General features: G+C 71.8%; 18 protein-coding genes. 7 read left to right on the top strand and 11 right to left on the bottom strand.

Translation table 11 applies throughout. The annotated features are described in order from the left end of the window. Positions 1 to 16: 16 nt before the first annotated feature. From ACT80S_RS08780 to ACT80S_RS08760, 5 genes are all read right to left on the bottom strand, one after another. The gene (locus ACT80S_RS08780) at positions 17 to 355 is read right to left on the bottom strand and encodes a BON domain-containing protein (RefSeq protein ID WP_377415193.1); all 339 of its coding nucleotides are present in this window, start codon (positions 353 to 355) and stop codon (positions 17 to 19) included. Further along, a complete protein-coding gene (locus tag ACT80S_RS08775; RefSeq protein ID WP_377415191.1) occupies positions 352 to 786 on the bottom strand; it encodes a hypothetical protein in 435 nt (144 codons plus the stop codon). The genes ACT80S_RS08780 and ACT80S_RS08775 overlap by 4 nt, the downstream gene beginning before the upstream one ends. A gap of 22 nt (positions 787 to 808) precedes the next feature. Then, positions 809 to 1,183, bottom strand: a complete 375-nt coding sequence (locus ACT80S_RS08770) for a hypothetical protein (RefSeq protein ID WP_377415189.1) — start codon at positions 1,181 to 1,183, stop codon at positions 809 to 811. 17 nt (positions 1,184 to 1,200) lie between these two features. After that, entirely contained in the window at positions 1,201 to 1,533 is a 333-nt protein-coding gene (locus ACT80S_RS08765; RefSeq protein ID WP_377415187.1) for a hypothetical protein, read from the bottom strand. A gap of 150 nt (positions 1,534 to 1,683) precedes the next feature. Next, positions 1,684 to 3,063 carry a CHASE3 domain-containing protein gene (locus ACT80S_RS08760; protein WP_377415185.1) on the bottom strand — a complete coding sequence of 460 codons (1,380 nt, stop codon included), beginning with the start codon at positions 3,061 to 3,063 and terminating at the stop codon, positions 1,684 to 1,686. A gap of 117 nt (positions 3,064 to 3,180) precedes the next feature. On the opposite strand from ACT80S_RS08760, the gene ACT80S_RS08755 reads away from it, so the two are divergent. Further along, entirely contained in the window at positions 3,181 to 3,813 is a 633-nt protein-coding gene (locus tag ACT80S_RS08755; RefSeq protein ID WP_377415183.1) for a response regulator, read from the top strand. A 169-nt stretch (positions 3,814 to 3,982) separates the two neighbouring features. Further along, positions 3,983 to 5,929, top strand: coding sequence for an AsmA family protein (locus tag ACT80S_RS08750; protein WP_377415181.1), 1,947 nt, complete (start codon positions 3,983 to 3,985; stop codon positions 5,927 to 5,929). Here ACT80S_RS08750 and ACT80S_RS08745 read toward each other — a convergent pair. The 3 genes from ACT80S_RS08745 to gpmA all read right to left on the bottom strand — a co-directional run bounded on the left by ACT80S_RS08745 (position 5,912) and on the right by gpmA (position 9,195). Next, entirely contained in the window at positions 5,912 to 6,670 is a 759-nt protein-coding gene (locus tag ACT80S_RS08745) for a HesA/MoeB/ThiF family protein (protein WP_377415179.1), read from the bottom strand. The two genes, ACT80S_RS08750 and ACT80S_RS08745, sit on opposite strands and share 18 nt — an antisense overlap. An 86-nt stretch (positions 6,671 to 6,756) precedes the next feature. Next, entirely contained in the window at positions 6,757 to 8,199 is a 1,443-nt protein-coding gene (locus tag ACT80S_RS08740; RefSeq protein ID WP_377415177.1) for a S41 family peptidase, read from the bottom strand. Positions 8,200 to 8,451: 252 nt separating this feature from the next. After that, positions 8,452 to 9,195 (bottom strand): 2,3-diphosphoglycerate-dependent phosphoglycerate mutase, encoded by a 744-nt coding sequence (gene gpmA / locus ACT80S_RS08735; protein WP_377415174.1) that lies wholly within the window; start codon positions 9,193 to 9,195, stop codon positions 8,452 to 8,454. A 79-nt stretch (positions 9,196 to 9,274) separates the two neighbouring features. Here gpmA and ACT80S_RS08730 point away from each other — a divergent pair, with 79 nt between their 5' ends. From ACT80S_RS08730 to ACT80S_RS08715, 4 genes are all read left to right on the top strand, one after another. After that, a complete protein-coding gene (locus ACT80S_RS08730) occupies positions 9,275 to 9,682 on the top strand; it encodes a rhodanese-like domain-containing protein (protein WP_377415172.1) in 408 nt (135 codons plus the stop codon). A gap of 10 nt (positions 9,683 to 9,692) precedes the next feature. Next, positions 9,693 to 9,953, top strand: coding sequence for a glutaredoxin 3 (gene grxC, locus ACT80S_RS08725; protein WP_377415170.1), 261 nt, complete (start codon positions 9,693 to 9,695; stop codon positions 9,951 to 9,953). An 80-nt stretch (positions 9,954 to 10,033) separates the two neighbouring features. Then, positions 10,034 to 10,489, top strand: a complete 456-nt coding sequence (secB, locus tag ACT80S_RS08720; RefSeq protein WP_377415168.1) for a protein-export chaperone SecB — start codon at positions 10,034 to 10,036, stop codon at positions 10,487 to 10,489. A gap of 22 nt (positions 10,490 to 10,511) precedes the next feature. Beyond that, entirely contained in the window at positions 10,512 to 11,495 is a 984-nt protein-coding gene (locus ACT80S_RS08715) for an NAD(P)H-dependent glycerol-3-phosphate dehydrogenase (protein ID WP_377415166.1), read from the top strand. 15 nt (positions 11,496 to 11,510) lie between these two features. On the opposite strand, the gene ACT80S_RS08710 is transcribed toward ACT80S_RS08715, so the two are convergent. Then, entirely contained in the window at positions 11,511 to 11,843 is a 333-nt protein-coding gene (locus ACT80S_RS08710) for a thioredoxin family protein (RefSeq protein ID WP_377415164.1), read from the bottom strand. A gap of 69 nt (positions 11,844 to 11,912) precedes the next feature. Between ACT80S_RS08710 and nadA the strand changes: the two genes are divergently transcribed. Continuing rightward, a complete protein-coding gene (gene nadA / locus ACT80S_RS08705; RefSeq protein WP_377415161.1) occupies positions 11,913 to 13,028 on the top strand; it encodes a quinolinate synthase NadA in 1,116 nt (371 codons plus the stop codon). A gap of 34 nt (positions 13,029 to 13,062) precedes the next feature. Here the strand turns inward: nadA and nadB are convergent, their stop codons facing one another. Beyond that, positions 13,063 to 14,640, bottom strand: a complete 1,578-nt coding sequence (gene nadB / locus ACT80S_RS08700; protein ID WP_377415158.1) for an L-aspartate oxidase — start codon at positions 14,638 to 14,640, stop codon at positions 13,063 to 13,065. A 22-nt stretch (positions 14,641 to 14,662) separates the two neighbouring features. After that, positions 14,663 to 15,523, bottom strand: a complete 861-nt coding sequence (locus ACT80S_RS08695; RefSeq protein ID WP_377415155.1) for a segregation and condensation protein A — start codon at positions 15,521 to 15,523, stop codon at positions 14,663 to 14,665. Between the last annotated feature and the right edge of the window lie 12 nt (positions 15,524 to 15,535).

Genomic DNA, 15,535 nt, shown 5'->3' with positions numbered 1-15,535 from the left:
CGCCGGGGGCGTCAGGTCAGGAGGCGGGAGGCCGCACGATCAGGTTGTTGCGCACGTCCCGCACGCCCTTGGTGCTGCGGGCCAGCGCCTCGGCCTGGGTCCGCTCGGCCTGCGACTTGGCGAAGCCCGACAGGGCCACCGTGCCATTGAGCGTGTCGACGTTGATGGACATGCCTCCGGTGGTCTTGTCCTCGAGCAGCTTGGCCTTCACGCTGGCGGTGATGGCGGCGTCGTCGACGTAGGTGCCGACGGTGGACTGGCCGCGCATCACGGTGCAGCCGGTGGTGCCCAGGGCCAGCCCGGTCAGGGCAGCGAGCGCGAGCGCGCGCGCGTGCCGGTTCAGGGTGTTCTTCATGGGGTACTCCTTTCTTCGGGTGGGGGGACTCCGGAGCCGGCCCCGAAGGCTGCCGGTTCCGGCGTGGACAGGGCCGACATCAGCATCGCCGACAGCTGCGGCGAGCGCAGGGCCGCCAGCAGCAGCCCGGTGATGGAGACCAGCCGCCAGGGACGCGCCAGCACCAGGGCGGCGCCGGCGGCCAGCGAGAGGGCGAGCAGCTTGCCCGGGTGGCGGCGCGACCAGGCGGCGAGCAGGGGGCCGGCGATATCGGCGGCCTGGTGCGCGGGGTGCTGCTGCCACCAGGTCCGTGCGGCCGTCCGCACGCGCTGCCAGCGCGAGGCCGTGCCCCACGCCGCGCCGCTGTCGCCCGCGCGGCCGCGGCGCTGGTCGCAGGCTTCGTCGATGATCGCCAGCCGCGTGCGGGCCAGGCGTTCGCTCGCCGCGGTCATGGGCGGCCTTGCGCGCCGCGGCTCATGGCGACGACCCCAGCGTGCGCAGCGCGCGGGCGTCCGCATCGAGCTGCGCGCGCAGCTCGGCGAAGGCCGCCTGCGGCAGCTTGCGGCGCGCCTGGACGAAGGCCACCGCCGCCAGCGCCAGGGCCGTGCCCGGCGCCAGCAGCAGCATCCAGTGGAACCGGTCCAGCATCACGCCGACCATGGCGGCCGTGCCGGCGAGCACGAGGAAGGCGATGAAGGCCATCACCGCCACGGCCCAGGCGAGGGCGCGCCGGGCGACCTCGCCGCCGGTGGTGGCGGCCTCCTCGCGCGCGAGCGCGGCGTAGGCGGCCAGGTGGTCCACCAGCAGGTCGGGCCGCCGCACGAGCACGGAGAAGATCGGGTGGAGCATGGGGCCGGCCGGTGGTGTCAGTAGCGGCTGCCGCCCCGGCGCGTGGCCAGCAGGGCCGCCATCAACAGCGCGCCGAGCGCCGCCGCCAACAGCGCGGATTTCAGCGGCTGCTCGGCGACGTAGCGGCTGGTGGCGTCGGCATACAGGCCCACGCGCCGCTGCGCGGCATGGGCCGTGCCGGCCACGCCCTCGCGCAGGTCGCGCACGGCATGGGCGGCACGCTCCAGGGCCTGGGCCGCGAACTCGCGCGTGCCTTCCAGCATGCCGCTGCCGGTGGCGGCGGCTTCGTCGGCCAGCGAGCGCGCCGAGGCGGCGCGCGCGGCGGCGGGTGGGGGGCGGCGTGGGGTCATGGCGTGCTCCTCGAAGGCAGGGCGAAGGCTTGGGGGGCCGCAGGGGAGGGCGGCCGCTCCCGACAGCCTACGTTTCAAGGTCATCCATTGCCGATCGGCCGCCGGCTTGATCGGCCGTCGGCCTTCGGGCCGCTGCGCTGTAGGACGCGCTCAGTTCGCGGCGGGCGTGAACGCGCGCTCCGGGGGGCGGGCCGGCGCCTGCGGCAAGGTCGCCACCACGCGGGTGCCCTCGCCGGGCGCGGAGGTGACGGTCAGGCGGCCGCCGGCGGCCTCGACCCGGTGGCGCATGCCCGCCAGGCCGTGGGTGGAGGGGCGTACCGACGCGGCGTCGAAACCGGCGCCGTCGTCCCGCACGCAGACTTCCACCAGGTTGCCGTAGCCATGCACGCTGATGTCGACCTGCCGGGCGCGCGCGTACTTGGCGACGTTGGTGAGCGATTCCTGCACCAGTCGGTAGACGGTGAGGTCGCATGCCTCGTCCAGCCGCACGGACTCGAGGCTGGTGGCGACCTCGATGCCGTACTGCTCGCCGAACTCGCGCGCAAGGATCTCGAGCGAGGCGGTGAGCCCCAGGTTGGCCAGGGCCGAGGGGCGCAGGTCCTCGATGATGCGGCGCTTCAGGGCGATGCCCCGGTTCAGGGTGTCGACCAGGTGCTCCAGCCGCTGCGCCACCTCCGGCGAGCTCGCGCCCACGCGCGAGCGCAGGCGGGCCACGTCGAGCTTGGCGGCCGTGAGCAGGGCGCCGAGTTCGTCGTGCAGTTCGCGGGCGAGGTGGCCGCGCTCCTGCTCGCGCACCTGCTGCAGGTGGGTGGCGAGTTCGGCGAGCGAGGCGGTGCGCTCGCGCACCACCTGCTCGAGCTGGTCCCGCTCCAGCTGCAGCGCGCGCTGCTGGCGCTCGCCGGCATCCTCCAGCAGCCGGGTCTGCCGGCGGTACAGGTAGAACGCGACGAGCGCCACCAGCGTCACCACGGCGATGCCCAGGCGCCCGAGCAGCAGCGAGGTCTGGACCTGCGCCTGGCTGCCTTCCACCCGCGCGCTGGCCTGCGCGATCAGCTGCGTCGCGTTGGTGCGGATCGCGTCCATGTGCTGCTTGCCGACATCGGTCAGGAGCACGAATTTCCAGGCGTCCTCGTTGCCCTGCTGGCGCATGCGCACGGACAGCTCCATCTCCGCGAGCTTGCGCTGGGTGTCGGCGGTCATGGCCGCGACCCGCTGCGCCTCGGGGGCGCCCTCGGGGTAGGCTCGCGCGAGGACGGCCAGCGTCTCGCCCACCTCGCCCACCGCGGCGCTGTATGGGGCCAGGTAGCGCGCCTCGCCCGTGAGCAGGTAGCCGCGCGAGCCGGTCTCCGCATCGAGCATCTGCTGCAGCAGGCGATTGAGCGTGCTGCGCGTGTGGGCCGCCTGCGCGATCGCCTCCAGCGCCTGGCTGGATCGGCGGAAGCCGACCTCGTTGATGACGAGGAGCGCACCCACCGCCAGCACCGGCAGCAGCAGGCTCAGGGTCAGCCGCGAGATCCTGCGCCTGTCCATCGGAATGGCTCCATGTTCGACCCGTTGTGCATAAAATGAATTCGTTTGTCGGTCCGCGTGAACCCATTGTGGTTGACCTTGGGGCCGCGCATCAACAGGTGAGGAAAGAGGACGGACATGATCAAAGTCGGCATCGTGGATGACCACGCCATCGTGCGTTCGGGGTTGCGGCAGTTCTTCTCCGAGCAGGTGGACCTGCGCGTGGTGGGCGAGGCGGCGAGCGGGCGCGAGGCCATCGACCTGGTGCGCACGACCGAGCTCGACGTGCTGGTGATGGACCTGTCCATGCCGGGCCAGAGCGGCATCGATGCCCTGGGCATGATCCGCGCCAAGGCGCCGGACGTGGGCATCCTGATCCTCTCCGGGTACCCCGAGGAGCACTACGCCATGAACCTGATCCGCCAGGGCGCGAGTGGCTACCTGAACAAGGAGTGCGAGCCGATGGAGATCGTCAACGCGATCCGAACCATCGCCCTCGGCCGGCGCTACATCTCGCCCGCGGTGGCGGAACTGCTCGCGCAGCAACTCAATCGAAAGGAAGGGGGCGCACCCCACGAGCAGCTGTCCGAGCGCGAGTTCCAGGTCTTCCTGAAGCTGGCCAAGGGCGAGACCGCCGGAGACATCGCCAAGGCGCTGTCGCTGTCGGTCAAGACCGTGAGCACCTACCGCACCCGGCTCATGGAGAAGATGAGCCTGGCGTCCAACAGCGACCTGACCTACTACGCGCTCAAGAACAAGCTGATCGACTGAGCCGGCTCCGGGGCCTGCCGGACCGGCTTGCCGCCCCGCCGGAGGACATCGCCATGAAGACTGTTCTGGGCTCTGTCGTCGTACTTCTGGCCACCCTGATGGCTGCCGGGCTCATCGCGCTCGGCCAGCCCGGGGAGTTGGCGCTCCAGCTGTTCGGCCTGGGGCTGAGATGACCCGGAGCGGGCAGCGTGCCCGCCTCCTCGCCGCCGTGGTGGCCGGGGTCGCCGCCCTGGTCCTGCTCGCGGCCCTCCTGCCCTGGGAGCTGCCGCGCGGGCCGGTGGCCCGGCTCCTGGGCGAGCGGCTCGGTCGCCCGGTGGAGATCACCCGCCGCCTCGAGGTCGGCCTCGGCACCCGCCTGCATGTCCGCCTCGAGGGCCTCGTGGTCGGCAACCCCGATTGGGCCCGTGACCGGGACCTGCTGCGGGTGGAGGCCGCGCAGGTGCGCCTGCGGTGGCTGCCCCTGCTGCGCGGGCGCCTGGAGATCGAGCACGCCCGGCTGACCGGCCCCCGCCTGGGGCTGCAGTCGATGGCCGATGGCCGCCAGACCTGGCGGCTGGGGGCGCAGGGCACGCAGGGACCGATGCCGGTGCGGGTCGAAGCTTTGCAGGTGGATGGCGGCGAGGTGCATTTCCTCGCCCCCCATCTGGCCGCCGACCTGGTGGCCCGCCTGGCCACCGACGAGGGCGCTGGCGCCGCCGCCATGCCCCTGCGGTTCCGGGTCGAGGGCCGCTGGCGCGGCATGGCCTTCCAGGCCTCCGGCCGCACCGGCGGGATCCTGGCGCTGCAGTCGCGGCGCGACGGCGAGCCCTTCCCGATGGAGGTGGAGGCGCGGGCCGGGGCGACCAGCCTGCGCGCGAACGGGACGCTCGCCAGCCTCGCCGGCTTCGAGGGCAGCGACCTGCAGGTGCGGCTGCAGGGGCGCAACCTGGCCGACCTGTACCCGGTCGCCGGGCTGGTCCTGCCGGCCACGCCGCCCTACGTCGTGGCCGGCCGCCTCCAGCGCCAGGGCGTGCGCTGGTTCGCCACCGGCCTGGAGGGCCGCCTCGGCCGCTCCGACGTCACGGGCCGCCTCACCTTCGACGCCGGCATGCCAGTGCCCCGGCTGACGGGCGAGCTGGCCTCCCGCCAGCTGGATTTCGACGACCTCGCGCCGCTGGTGGGCCTGCGCTGGCCGCCGCGGCTGGAGCGGGTGCGCGCGCAGCGGGAGGACGGGCGCGTGCTCCCGCGGGTGCCCCTGGACACGCAGCGCCTGCGGGCCATGGATGCCGATGTCCGCTACACCGCGCGGCGGCTGGTGAACGTGCGCCAGCTGCCGCTGGACTGGGTGTCCGCGCTGGTGCGGCTGCAGGCCGGGGACCTGCTGCTCGACCCGCTGGAGGTCGGCGTGGCCGGCGGGCGCCTGGCGGGGCGGCTGCGGGTGGATGGCCGCGAGCCGCCCGCCACGCTCGAGGCGGACCTGCGCGCGCAGGACCTGCAACTGCCCCGGCTGCTGCCCGGCGAGCCGCTGACGCGGGCCAGCGCCGGCCAGCTGCAGGGGCGCATCCAGCTGTCCGGGCGCGGCGCCCACCTCGCGCAGATGCTGGGGCGTTCCGAGGGCGAGGTCTCGCTGCTGATGGGGCCGGGCCGCATCAGCAACCTGCTGCTGGAACTGGCAGGACTGGACGGGGCCGAGATCCTGGCCTTCCTCGGCGGCCGGGACCAGCAGGTCGGCCTGCGCTGCGCGGCCGCCGGCTTCGTGGTGCGCGAGGGCGTGATGGCGGCGCGCACGCTGGTGCTGGACACCACGGACACCGTGATCTGGGGCGAGGGCCGCATCAGCCTGGCCGACGAGACCCTGGCGTTGACGTTCCGGCCCCGGCCCAAGGACCCGAGCTTCCTCACCCTGCGCTCCCCCCTGGTGCTCACGGGCACCCTGGGCCGGCCGCAGGCCGGGGTCGACGCGGGTGCCGTCGCGGCCCGGGCGGGGGTGGCCCTGGCGCTGGGTGCGATCAACCCGCTGCTCGGCCTGGCGGCCACGGTGGAGACCGGCCCGGGCAAGGACGTGGACTGCGCCGCCGTGCTGCGGCAGGCCGCGGCGCCGGCCGCGGCGGCGCCCGCTTCAGGCGGCCGGCGCTGAGCCGCACACCGGGCAGCCGGCGTCGCGCGGCACCCGGATCTCGTTCCACTCCATGCGCAGGCCGTCGAGCATCAGCAGGCGGCCGGTCATGGGCGTGCCGGCGTGCGCCAGCAGCTTGAGCGCCTCGGCGGCCTGCAGGCTGCCGATCACCCCCACCAGCGGCGCGAACACGCCCATCGTGGCGCAGCGCGTCTCCTCGAAGGCCTGCTGCGGCGGGAACATGCAGGCGTAGCAGGGGGCGGCGGCGTCGCGCGGGTCGAACACGGCCAGCTGGCCGTCGAAGCGGATGGCCGCGCCCGAGACCAGGGGCACGCGGTGGCGCACGCAGGCGGCGTTGATGGCGTGGCGGGTGCTGAAGTTGTCGGTGCAATCGAGCACCACCTGGGCCTGCGGCACGAGTTCGTCGAGCAGCGCGGCGTCGGCGCGGCGGGCCACGGCCTGGACCTCGATGCCGGGGTTGAGCGCGGCGATCGCGGTGCGCGCGGACTGCACCTTGGGCTGGCCGATGCGGTCCATGCTGTGGGCGATCTGCCGTTGCAGGTTGGTGAGGTCCACCACGTCGGCGTCGACCAGGGTGAGGTGGCCCACGCCGGCGCTGGCCAGGAACAGGGCCGCCGGCGAGCCCAGGCCGCCGGCGCCGATCACCAGCGCGCGGGCGGCCGTGATGCGCTCCTGGCCCTCGACGCCCACCTCCTCCAGCAGGATATGGCGCGAGTAGCGCAGCAGGTCGTCGTCGGTCATGGGGCGTGCGGGCGCGTGTGGGAGCGGGGCCAATGGAAAGGGCCGGCCCTCTCGCGAAGGCCGGCCCTGCCGAGCATACCGGACGATCAGTTTTCCTTTTTCTCGTCCTTGCGCTCGATGACCTGGGTCTTGCTCACGATCACCGGGCGGCCCTTGAGCTGGTTGAGGGCCTGGGCGAGCTGGAAGTCCTTGTCGCTGCCGAATTCGGGCACCTTGAGGCGTTCGGACGGCGGCTTCAGCGCCTCGAGTTCGGCCTTCTTGCGGGCCTCCTCGCGCAGCTTCTCGAGCGCCGCGTCCTTCTGCTCGGCGGACTGGCCGGAGGTCAGGTGCTTGTCGAGGTCGGCCTCGCGGGTGCGCAGGGCGGCGAAGATGTTGCCCTCCGGGCTCTCGTCGACCAGGACGTCGGGGACGATGCCGCGGGCCTGGATGGACTTGCCGCTGGGGGTGTAGTAGCGGGCCGTGGTGATCTTCAGCGCGGTATCGGGGCCGAGCGGGCGCACGGTCTGCACCGAGCCCTTGCCGAAGGTCTGGCTGCCCAGGATGGTGGCACGCTTGTGGTCCTGCAGGGCGCCGGCCACGATCTCGCTGGCCGAGGCCGAGCCTTCGTTGACCAGGACCACCAGGGGCACGGACTTGAGGGCGGCGGGCAGGCGGCGCAGCGGGTCATTGCCGGGGCGGCGCTGGTAGAACTCCGGCGCAGCCTTGTAGGTGAACTTGCTCTCGGCCAGCTGGCCGTTGGTGGAGACCACCGGCACGCCCTCGGGCAGGAAGGCGGCGGACACGGCGACGGCGGCATCGAGCAGGCCGCCCGGGTCGTTGCGCAGGTCCAGCACCAGGCCCTTGAGGTTGGGCTCGGCCTTGTAGACCTCCTCGACCTTGCGCACGAAGTCCTCGACGGTGCGCTCCTGGAACTGGGACAGGCGGATCCAGCCGTAACCCGGCTCGACCACCTTGCCCTTGACCGAGACGGTCTTGATTTCCTCGCGGGTGATGGTGACCGGGAAGGTGCGGTTTTCGTCCTTGCGGAAGATGGTCAGGGTCACCTTGGTGTTCGGCTCGCCGCGCATGCGCTTGACGGCCTCGTTCAGGGACAGGCCCTTGACCGCGGTGTCGTCGACCTTGGTGATCAGGTCACCGGGCTGCAGGCCGGCGCGGAAGGCGGGCGAGCCCTCGATCGGGGAGACCACCTTGACCACGCCGTCTTCCTGGGTGATCTCGATGCCCACGCCGACGAAGCGGCCCGAGGTGCCCTCGCGGAATTCCTTGAAGGACTTCTTGTCGAAATACTGGGAGTGCGGGTCGAGGCTGGCGACCATGCCGGAGATGGCGTCGGTGATCAGCTTCTTCTCGTCGACCGGCTCGACGTAATCGGTCTTGACCATGCCGAACACCGCGGCGAGCTGCTGCAGCTCCTCCAGGGGCAGGGGGGCCAAGGAGCCGCGGGCCACGGTCTGCAGCGAGACCGTGGTGAGCGCGCCGGCGAGCGCGCCCACGGAAATCCAACCGGCGATCTTGAGTTTCTGGCTCATGGGAAAGGCGTGTCCTCTGGGCGGGCAATATACACCCGCGATGAGCGTCAGACGCCGCTGGCGTCGAGTGGTTCCCCTGCCGACGCTGGTATTACCAGGGCAAAAAAATGCCCGGGTCTGGCGGCCGTCGGGGGCCGTCTGATCCCGGGCAAACCCACAAGGAGGAGACTAGGGAGAACCGATGGCTCCAGTCTGGACGCCGCCGGCCCCGTCCGCCTAGGGATGTAGGCAGTGCCTCCTTAGGGATTCGGCTTAGGCCTTGCCCTGGCTGGCCACGGCCGCGGCGGCCCTGGCGGCGGCCTCGGCGTCGCCCAGGTAGTAGTGGCGGATCGGCTTGAGGGACGCGTCCAGCTCGTAGACCAGGGGGATGCCGTTGGGGATGTTCAGGCCGACGATGTCCGAGTCGGAGATGCCGTCCAGGTACTTGACCAGGGCGCGGATCGAGTTGCCGTGGGCGGCCACCACGATGCGCTTGCCGGACTTGATGGCAGGCGCCATGTGCTCGTTCCAGAACGGCAGGACGCGGGCCACGGTGTCCTTCAGGCACTCGGTCAGCGGCACCTCGTGGGCCGCCAGGCCGGCGTAGCGCACGTCGCCGCGCTCACAGCGCGGGTCGGTCGGCTCCAGGGCCGGCGGCGGGGTGTCGTAGCTGCGGCGCCAGACCAGCACCTGGTCGTCGCCGTACTGCTTGGCCATGTCGGCCTTGTTCAGGCCCTGCAGGGCGCCGTAGTGGCGCTCGTTCAGGCGCCAGGAGTGGACCACCGGCAGCCAGGTGCGATCGAGTTCGTCCAGGGTGTGCCACAGGGTGCGGGTGGCGCGCTTGAGGACGCTCGTGTAGCACAGGTCGAAGTCGTAGCCCTCGGCGCGCAGCAGGCGGCCGGCGGACTTGGCCTGCTCGACGCCGGTGGGCGTGAGGTCCACGTCGGTCCAGCCGGTGAAGCGGTTTTCGAGGTTCCAGGTCGATTCGCCGTGGCGAATCAGCACGAGTTTGTACATGGGCAAGCGCCTGTTCAATGGAGGGAAAGAGCCGAGATTTTAAAATCGCGGGCTGACCAACCTTTGCAGGGAAGATTTCGTGAAGTTCCTGATCGACAACTGGGCGCTGATTTCGGTGGCGCTCCTCTCCGGCGGCATGCTGCTGTGGCCCGTCATCACCCGCGGCGGCGCCGGCGGCCTGGACCCCAACGCCGCAGTCCAACTGATCAACCGCGAGAAGGCGGTCGTGGTGGACGTGTGCGAGCCCCAGGAATTCGCCGCCGGCCACGTGGCCGGCGCGCGCAACGTGCCGCTGTCGCAGCTGCAGGCCCGCCTGCCCGAAGTCGCCAAGAACAAGACCGTCCCCCTGGTGCTGGTGTGCGGCACCGGCACGCGCGCCAAGGGCGCGGCGGGCATCGCCCGCGGCCTGGGCTACGAGAAGGCCCAGGTGCTGGCCGGCGGCCTGCGTGCCTGGCGCGAGGCCAACCTGCCCGTCGAGAAGGCCTGAGGGGGACGCCATGCAAGCCGTGAAGATGTACACGACGGCCGTGTGCCCCTACTGCATCCGCGCCAAGCAGGTCCTCAAGTCCAAGGGCGTCGAGCAGATCGAGGAGGTCCGCATCGACACCGACCCCGCCCAGCGGGACCACATGATGCAGATCACCGGCCGCCGCACCGTGCCGCAGATCTTCATCGGCGACACCCATGTCGGCGGCTGCGACGACCTGATCGCCCTGGACGGCCGCGGGGGCCTCGTCCCTCTGCTGCAGGGCGCCTGACATAATCGCCCGCTGCAAACCCCGTTCACAGCCCGTCCGGCTCGCCGGGCGGGCTGTTTCTACATAAAAGAAAGCAATCCATGGCCGACAACCAAGAACCCGTGTTCCAGATCCAGCGCGTCTACCTGAAGGAGGCCTCGCTCGAGCAGCCGAACTCGCCCGCGATCCTGCTGGAGCAGGAGCAGCCCACCGTCGACATCCAGCTGGGCGTGGAAGCCGGCCAGGCCGCCGAGGGCATGTTCGAAGTGGCCGTCACCGCCACCGTCACCACGAAGATCAAGGACCGCACCGTGTTCCTGGCCGAGTGCAAGCAGGCCGGCATCTTCGAGATCCGCAACATCGACGAATCCCAGATGGGCGCGATCATGGGCATCGCCTGCCCGCAGATCGTCTACCCCTACCTGCGCGCCAGCGTCGCCGACCTGATCACCCGCGCCGGCTTCCCGCCGGTGCACCTGGCCGAGATCAACTTCCAGGCCATGTACGAGCAGCAGCAGGCCGCCCAGCAAGGCTCCGGCATCATCACCCAGGCCTGATCGGCGTCCGGGCCGCCCCGCGATGAAGATCCTGGTCCTCGGCGCCGGCGCCTGGGGCACGGCCCTGGCGGTCAACGCCGCCGCCCACCACGACCTCACCCTGTGGCTGCGCGATCCCGCGCAGGCCGCGGCCCTGCGCGCCGACGGCGAGAACCGCCGCTACCTGCCCGGCGCGGCCCTGCCGCCGCGCCTGGCGGTGAGCGACGAGGCCGACGTGCCCGCGCTGGCGCGCCGGCATGACCTGGCCATCGTGGCCACGCCCATGGCCGGCCTGCGCGGCATGCTGTCGCAGCTGAAGGACGCCGGCGTGCCGGTGGCCTGGCTGTGCAAGGGCTTCGAGGCCGGCACCGGCCGCCTCGGCCACGAGATCCAGGCCGAGGTCGCGCCCCGCCTGCTGGGGGGCGCCCTGAGCGGTCCCAGCTTCGCCCAGGAAGTGGCGCGCGGGCAGCCCACCGCCCTGGTGGCGGCCAGCCGCCACGCCGCCGTGCGCGACGCGCTGGTGGCCGGCTTCCACAACCCCAGCCTGCGTGTCTACGCCAACGACGACCTGCCCGGCGTCGAGGTCGGCGGCGCGGTGAAGAACGTGCTGGCCATCGCCACCGGCCTGTGCGACGGCCTGGGCCTGGGGCTGAATGCCCGCGCCGCGCTGATCACCCGTGGCCTGGCTGAGATCACCCGCCTGGGCCTGGCGCTGGGCGCGCGCGCCGAGACCTTCATGGGCCTGTCCGGCCTGGGCGACCTGGTGCTCACCGCCACCGGTGACCTCAGTCGCAACCGCAAGGTGGGCCTGCTGCTGGCCGAGGGCAAGACCCTGGCGCAGGCAGTGGAGTCGCTCGGGCATGTGGCCGAGGGCGTGTACTGCGCCCGCACCGTGGTGCAGCGCGCCGCGCAGCTGGGGGTGGACATGCCGATCGCCAGCGCCGTGGTGGCCCTGCTCGATGGCCAGCTCACGCCGGCCCAGGGCCTGGCGGCCCTCATGGGCCGAGAGGCCCGGCCCGAGCATTGAGCCCCCGCGCCCGGATCAGCCCGTGACCTGCGCGAGCGCCTCGCGCAGGGGCTGCGGCCCGGCGGGCCTCACCACCCGGGCGACCTCCCGGCCGTCCTTCAGGAAGACCAGCGTGGGCCACAGCTTCACGCGGAAGGACCGGCCCAGGGGCTTGCCCTTTCCATCGGCCACCTTCATGTGGCGAAGACCCGGTTGTCCCGCGAGGGCCTGCGCGATGTGGGGCTGGGCGCCCTGGCACCAGCCGCACCAGTCCGCGCCGAACTCCAGGACCGTGGTGCCCGGCAGGGCGTCGACCGCCTCGCGGGCAGGCTCGTCCTCGGCGTACGAGGTGGGGAATGCGCTGTTCATGCGGGCATTCTGGCGCAGTGCGCGGGGGCAGGCGTCCCAGCGGCGACAATCCGGGGTAGAGGAATTTTCATGAGCGCCGTGATCCCGATCGTCGATGTCGAGTACGAGCAGCCGCAGGGTGACGCCTGCAGCACCAAGCACGCCTGGGCCCGCGTGCCGCCCGAGCCTTCGCAGGCCGAGCGCGCCGCTCTCAAGGACCGCATCCGCCGCCTGCTGAAGGAGCGCAATGCGGTGATGGTCTCGCACTACTACGTGCACCCCGACCTGCAGGACCTGGCCGAGGAAACCGGCGGCCTGGTCAGCGACTCGCTGGAGATGGCCCGCTTCGGCCGCAACCATCCGGCCCAGACCCTGGTGGTCTCGGGCGTGCGCTTCATGGGGGAGACGGCCAAGATCCTCTCGCCCGAGAAGCGGGTCCTGATGCCCGACCTGGACGCCACCTGCTCGCTGGACCTGGGCTGCCCGATCGACGAGTTCAGCGCCTTCTGCGATGCGCACCCGGACCGCACCGTGGTGGTTTATGCCAATACGAGCGCCGCGGTCAAGGCGCGCGCCGACTGGCTCGTCACCTCCAGCTGCGCGCTGGACATCGTGCGCGAGCTGCATGCCAAGGGCCACAAGATCCTGTGGGCCCCCGACCGCCACCTGGGCGGCTACATCCAGCGCGAGACCGGCGCCGACATGGTGTTCTGGAACGGCTCGTGCATCGTGCACGACGAGTTCAAGTCCTTCGAGCTGGAGGCCCTGATCAAGGAGCACCCGGGCGCCAAGGTGCTGGTGCACCCGGAGTCGCCCGCCGAGGTGGTGGCCCTGGCCGACGCCGTGGGCTCGACCTCCGCCATCCTGAAGGCGGCGCGCGAGCTGGACGCGCGCGAGTTCATCGTGGCCACCGACAACGGCATGATGCACAAGCTGCGCACGCTGAACCCCGGCAAGGTGTTCATCGAGGCGCCCACCGCCGGCAACAGCGCCACCTGCAAGAGCTGCGCGCACTGCCCCTGGATGGCCATGAACGGCCTGGCCGGCGTGGCCGAGGTGCTGGAGAAGGGCCTGAACGAGATCCAGGTCGACCCGGCGCTGATCGATCGCGCCCGACTGCCGATCGACCGGATGCTGGCCTTCACCGCCGCCCTCAAGGACGGCCGTCCGGCCGGCGCGCTGGTGCCCAACATCGGCGCGGCCTGAGGGCTGCGGACCGGCCCCTGCCTGCGGCCCGCGGTCAGGGCCGCAGCGTCGTCGGCTTCGCCTCGTCCAGCGTCTGCGGGTAGTCGCGGCTGTAATGCAGCCCGCGGCTCTCGCGGCGTTGCTGCGCGCTGCGCACGATCAGGTCGGCCACGGTCACCAGGTTGCGCAGCTCCAGCAGGTCGCTGGTGACGTGGAAGGCGCCGTAGAACTCCTGGATCTCCTGCTGCAGCAGCGCGATGCGGTGCGCCGCGCGCTCCAGGCGCTTGTTGGTCCGCACGATGCCCACGTAGTCCCACATGAAGCGGCGCAGCTCGTCCCAGTTGTGCGAGATGACCACGGCCTCGTCGGCGTCGGTCACGCGGCTCTCGTCCCAGGCCGGCACGGCGGGCAGCGCGGGGGCCGGCTTGGCCAGGATGTCCTGCGCCGCCGAGCGGGCGAAGACCATGCACTCCACCAGCGAGTTGCTGGCGAGGCGGTTGGCGCCGTGCAGGCCGGTGTAGGCGGTCTCGCCGATGGCGTAGAGGCCCTCGAGGTCGGTGCGGCCGGCCAGGTCGGTGTGCACGCCGCCGCAGGTGTAGTGGGCCGCCGGCACCACCGGGATCGGCTCGCGGGTGATGTCGATCCCCAGCTCCAGGCAGCGGGCGTGGATCATGGGGAAATGCGCGCGGACGAACTCCGGCGGCTGGTGCGAGATGTCCAGGTGCACGCAGTCCAGGCCCTGCTTCTTCATCTCGAAGTCGATGGCGCGGGCCACGATGTCGCGCGGGGCCAGCTCGCCGCGCGCATCGTGCGCGGGCATGAAGCGGGTGCCGTCGGGCAGCAGCAGCCGGCCGCCCTCGCCGCGCACCGCCTCGGAGATCAGGAAGTTCTTGACGTGGGGGTGGTACAGGCAGGTCGGGTGGAACTGGATGAACTCCATGTTCGTCACCCGGCAGCCGGCGCGCCAGGCGGCGGCGATGCCGTCGCCGGTGGCGGTGTCGGGGTTGGTGGTGTAGAGGTACACCTTGCCCGCGCCGCCGGTGGCCAGCAGGGTGTGCGGCGCGCGCAGGGTGACGACCTCGTCGCGCGCCTCGTCCAGCGCGTACAGGCCTACGCAGCGCTGGGGCGATACGCCCAGCTTGCCGGTGGTGACCAGGTCGACCAGCATGTGCCGCTCGAACACCGTGATGTTCGGCGTGGCCTTGACCCGCTCGATCAGCGTGCGCTGCACCGCGGCGCCGGTGGCGTCGTCGGCATGCACGATGCGCCGCGCGCTGTGGCCGCCTTCGCGCGTGAGGTGCAGGTGGTCGCCCTCCAGCGTGAAGGGCACACCCAGCGACTGCAGCCAGGCGATGCTGGGCGGCGAGTTCTCGACCACGAAGCGGGTGGCCGCGGGGTCGCACAGGCCGGCGCCGGCGATGAAGGTGTCCTGCACATGGGACTCGACGGTGTCCGCCGGGTCCATCACCGCGGCGATGCCGCCCTGGGCCCAGCCGCTGGAGCCGTCGGCCAGCTGGCGCTTGGTGATCAGGGCGACGCGGCGCGTGGGCGCCAGGTGCAGGGCGGCGGACAGGCCGGCCAGGCCGCTGCCGACGATGAGGACGTCGAAGTCCAGCGACGGGTTCTCGGGCATGGGAAGCAGGGGAAAGGGAAGGTCAGGCCGGCTGGTAGGCCAGGCGCACGTAGATGGGGGCGAAGGCCTCGGCCTGGGTCACTTCGACCAGCGATTCCTTGGCCAGCTCCAGCATCGCGATGAAGGTGACCACCAGCACCGGCACGCCGCGGCTGGTGTCGAACAGGTGCTCGAACTCGATGAACTTGCGGCCCTGCAGCTTGCGCAGCACGATGGACATGTGCTCGCGCACCGACAGCTCCTCGCGCGAGATCTTGTGGTGCTGCACCAGGCGGGCGCGCTTGAGGATGTCGCGCCAGGCCTCCTGCAGGTCGCCGATGCTCACGTCCGGGAAGCGAGGCTGCAGCGACTGCTCGATGTAGACCTGGGCCTTGAGCACGTCGCGGCCCATGTGGGGCAGCTCGTTCAGGCGGGCGGCGGCCAGCTTCATCTGCTCGTACTCGAGCAGGCGGCGCACCAGCTCGGCGCGCGGGTCCTCGGGCTCCTCGCCCTGCGCCGTCTTCTTGGGCGGCAGCAGCATCCGCGACTTGATCTCGATCAGCATCGCCGCCATCAGCAGGTACTCGGCGGCCAGCTCCAGGTTGCGGCTGCGAATCTCGTCGACGTACTGCAGGTACTGGCGGGTCACGCCCGCCATCGGGATGTCGAGGATGTTGAAGTTCTGCTTGCGAATCAGGTACAGCAGCAGGTCCAGCGGGCCTTCGAAGGCCTCGAGGAACACCTCGAGCGCGTCGGGCGGGATGTACAGGTCGGTGGGGACCTGGAACAGGGGCTCGCCGTAGAGGCGGGCGATGGCGACTTGGTCCACTACCTCGGGCAGGCCCGGCACGCCGTCGGCGGGCGGGGCCGGCAGGGTGTCGGGGGCGGCGGGGGTGTCGCTCATCGTGCGGGGCGG

The sequence above is a fragment of the Ramlibacter sp. MAHUQ-53 genome (assembly GCF_052600055.1).
This window is presented reverse-complemented; position numbering and strand designations above follow the sequence as displayed.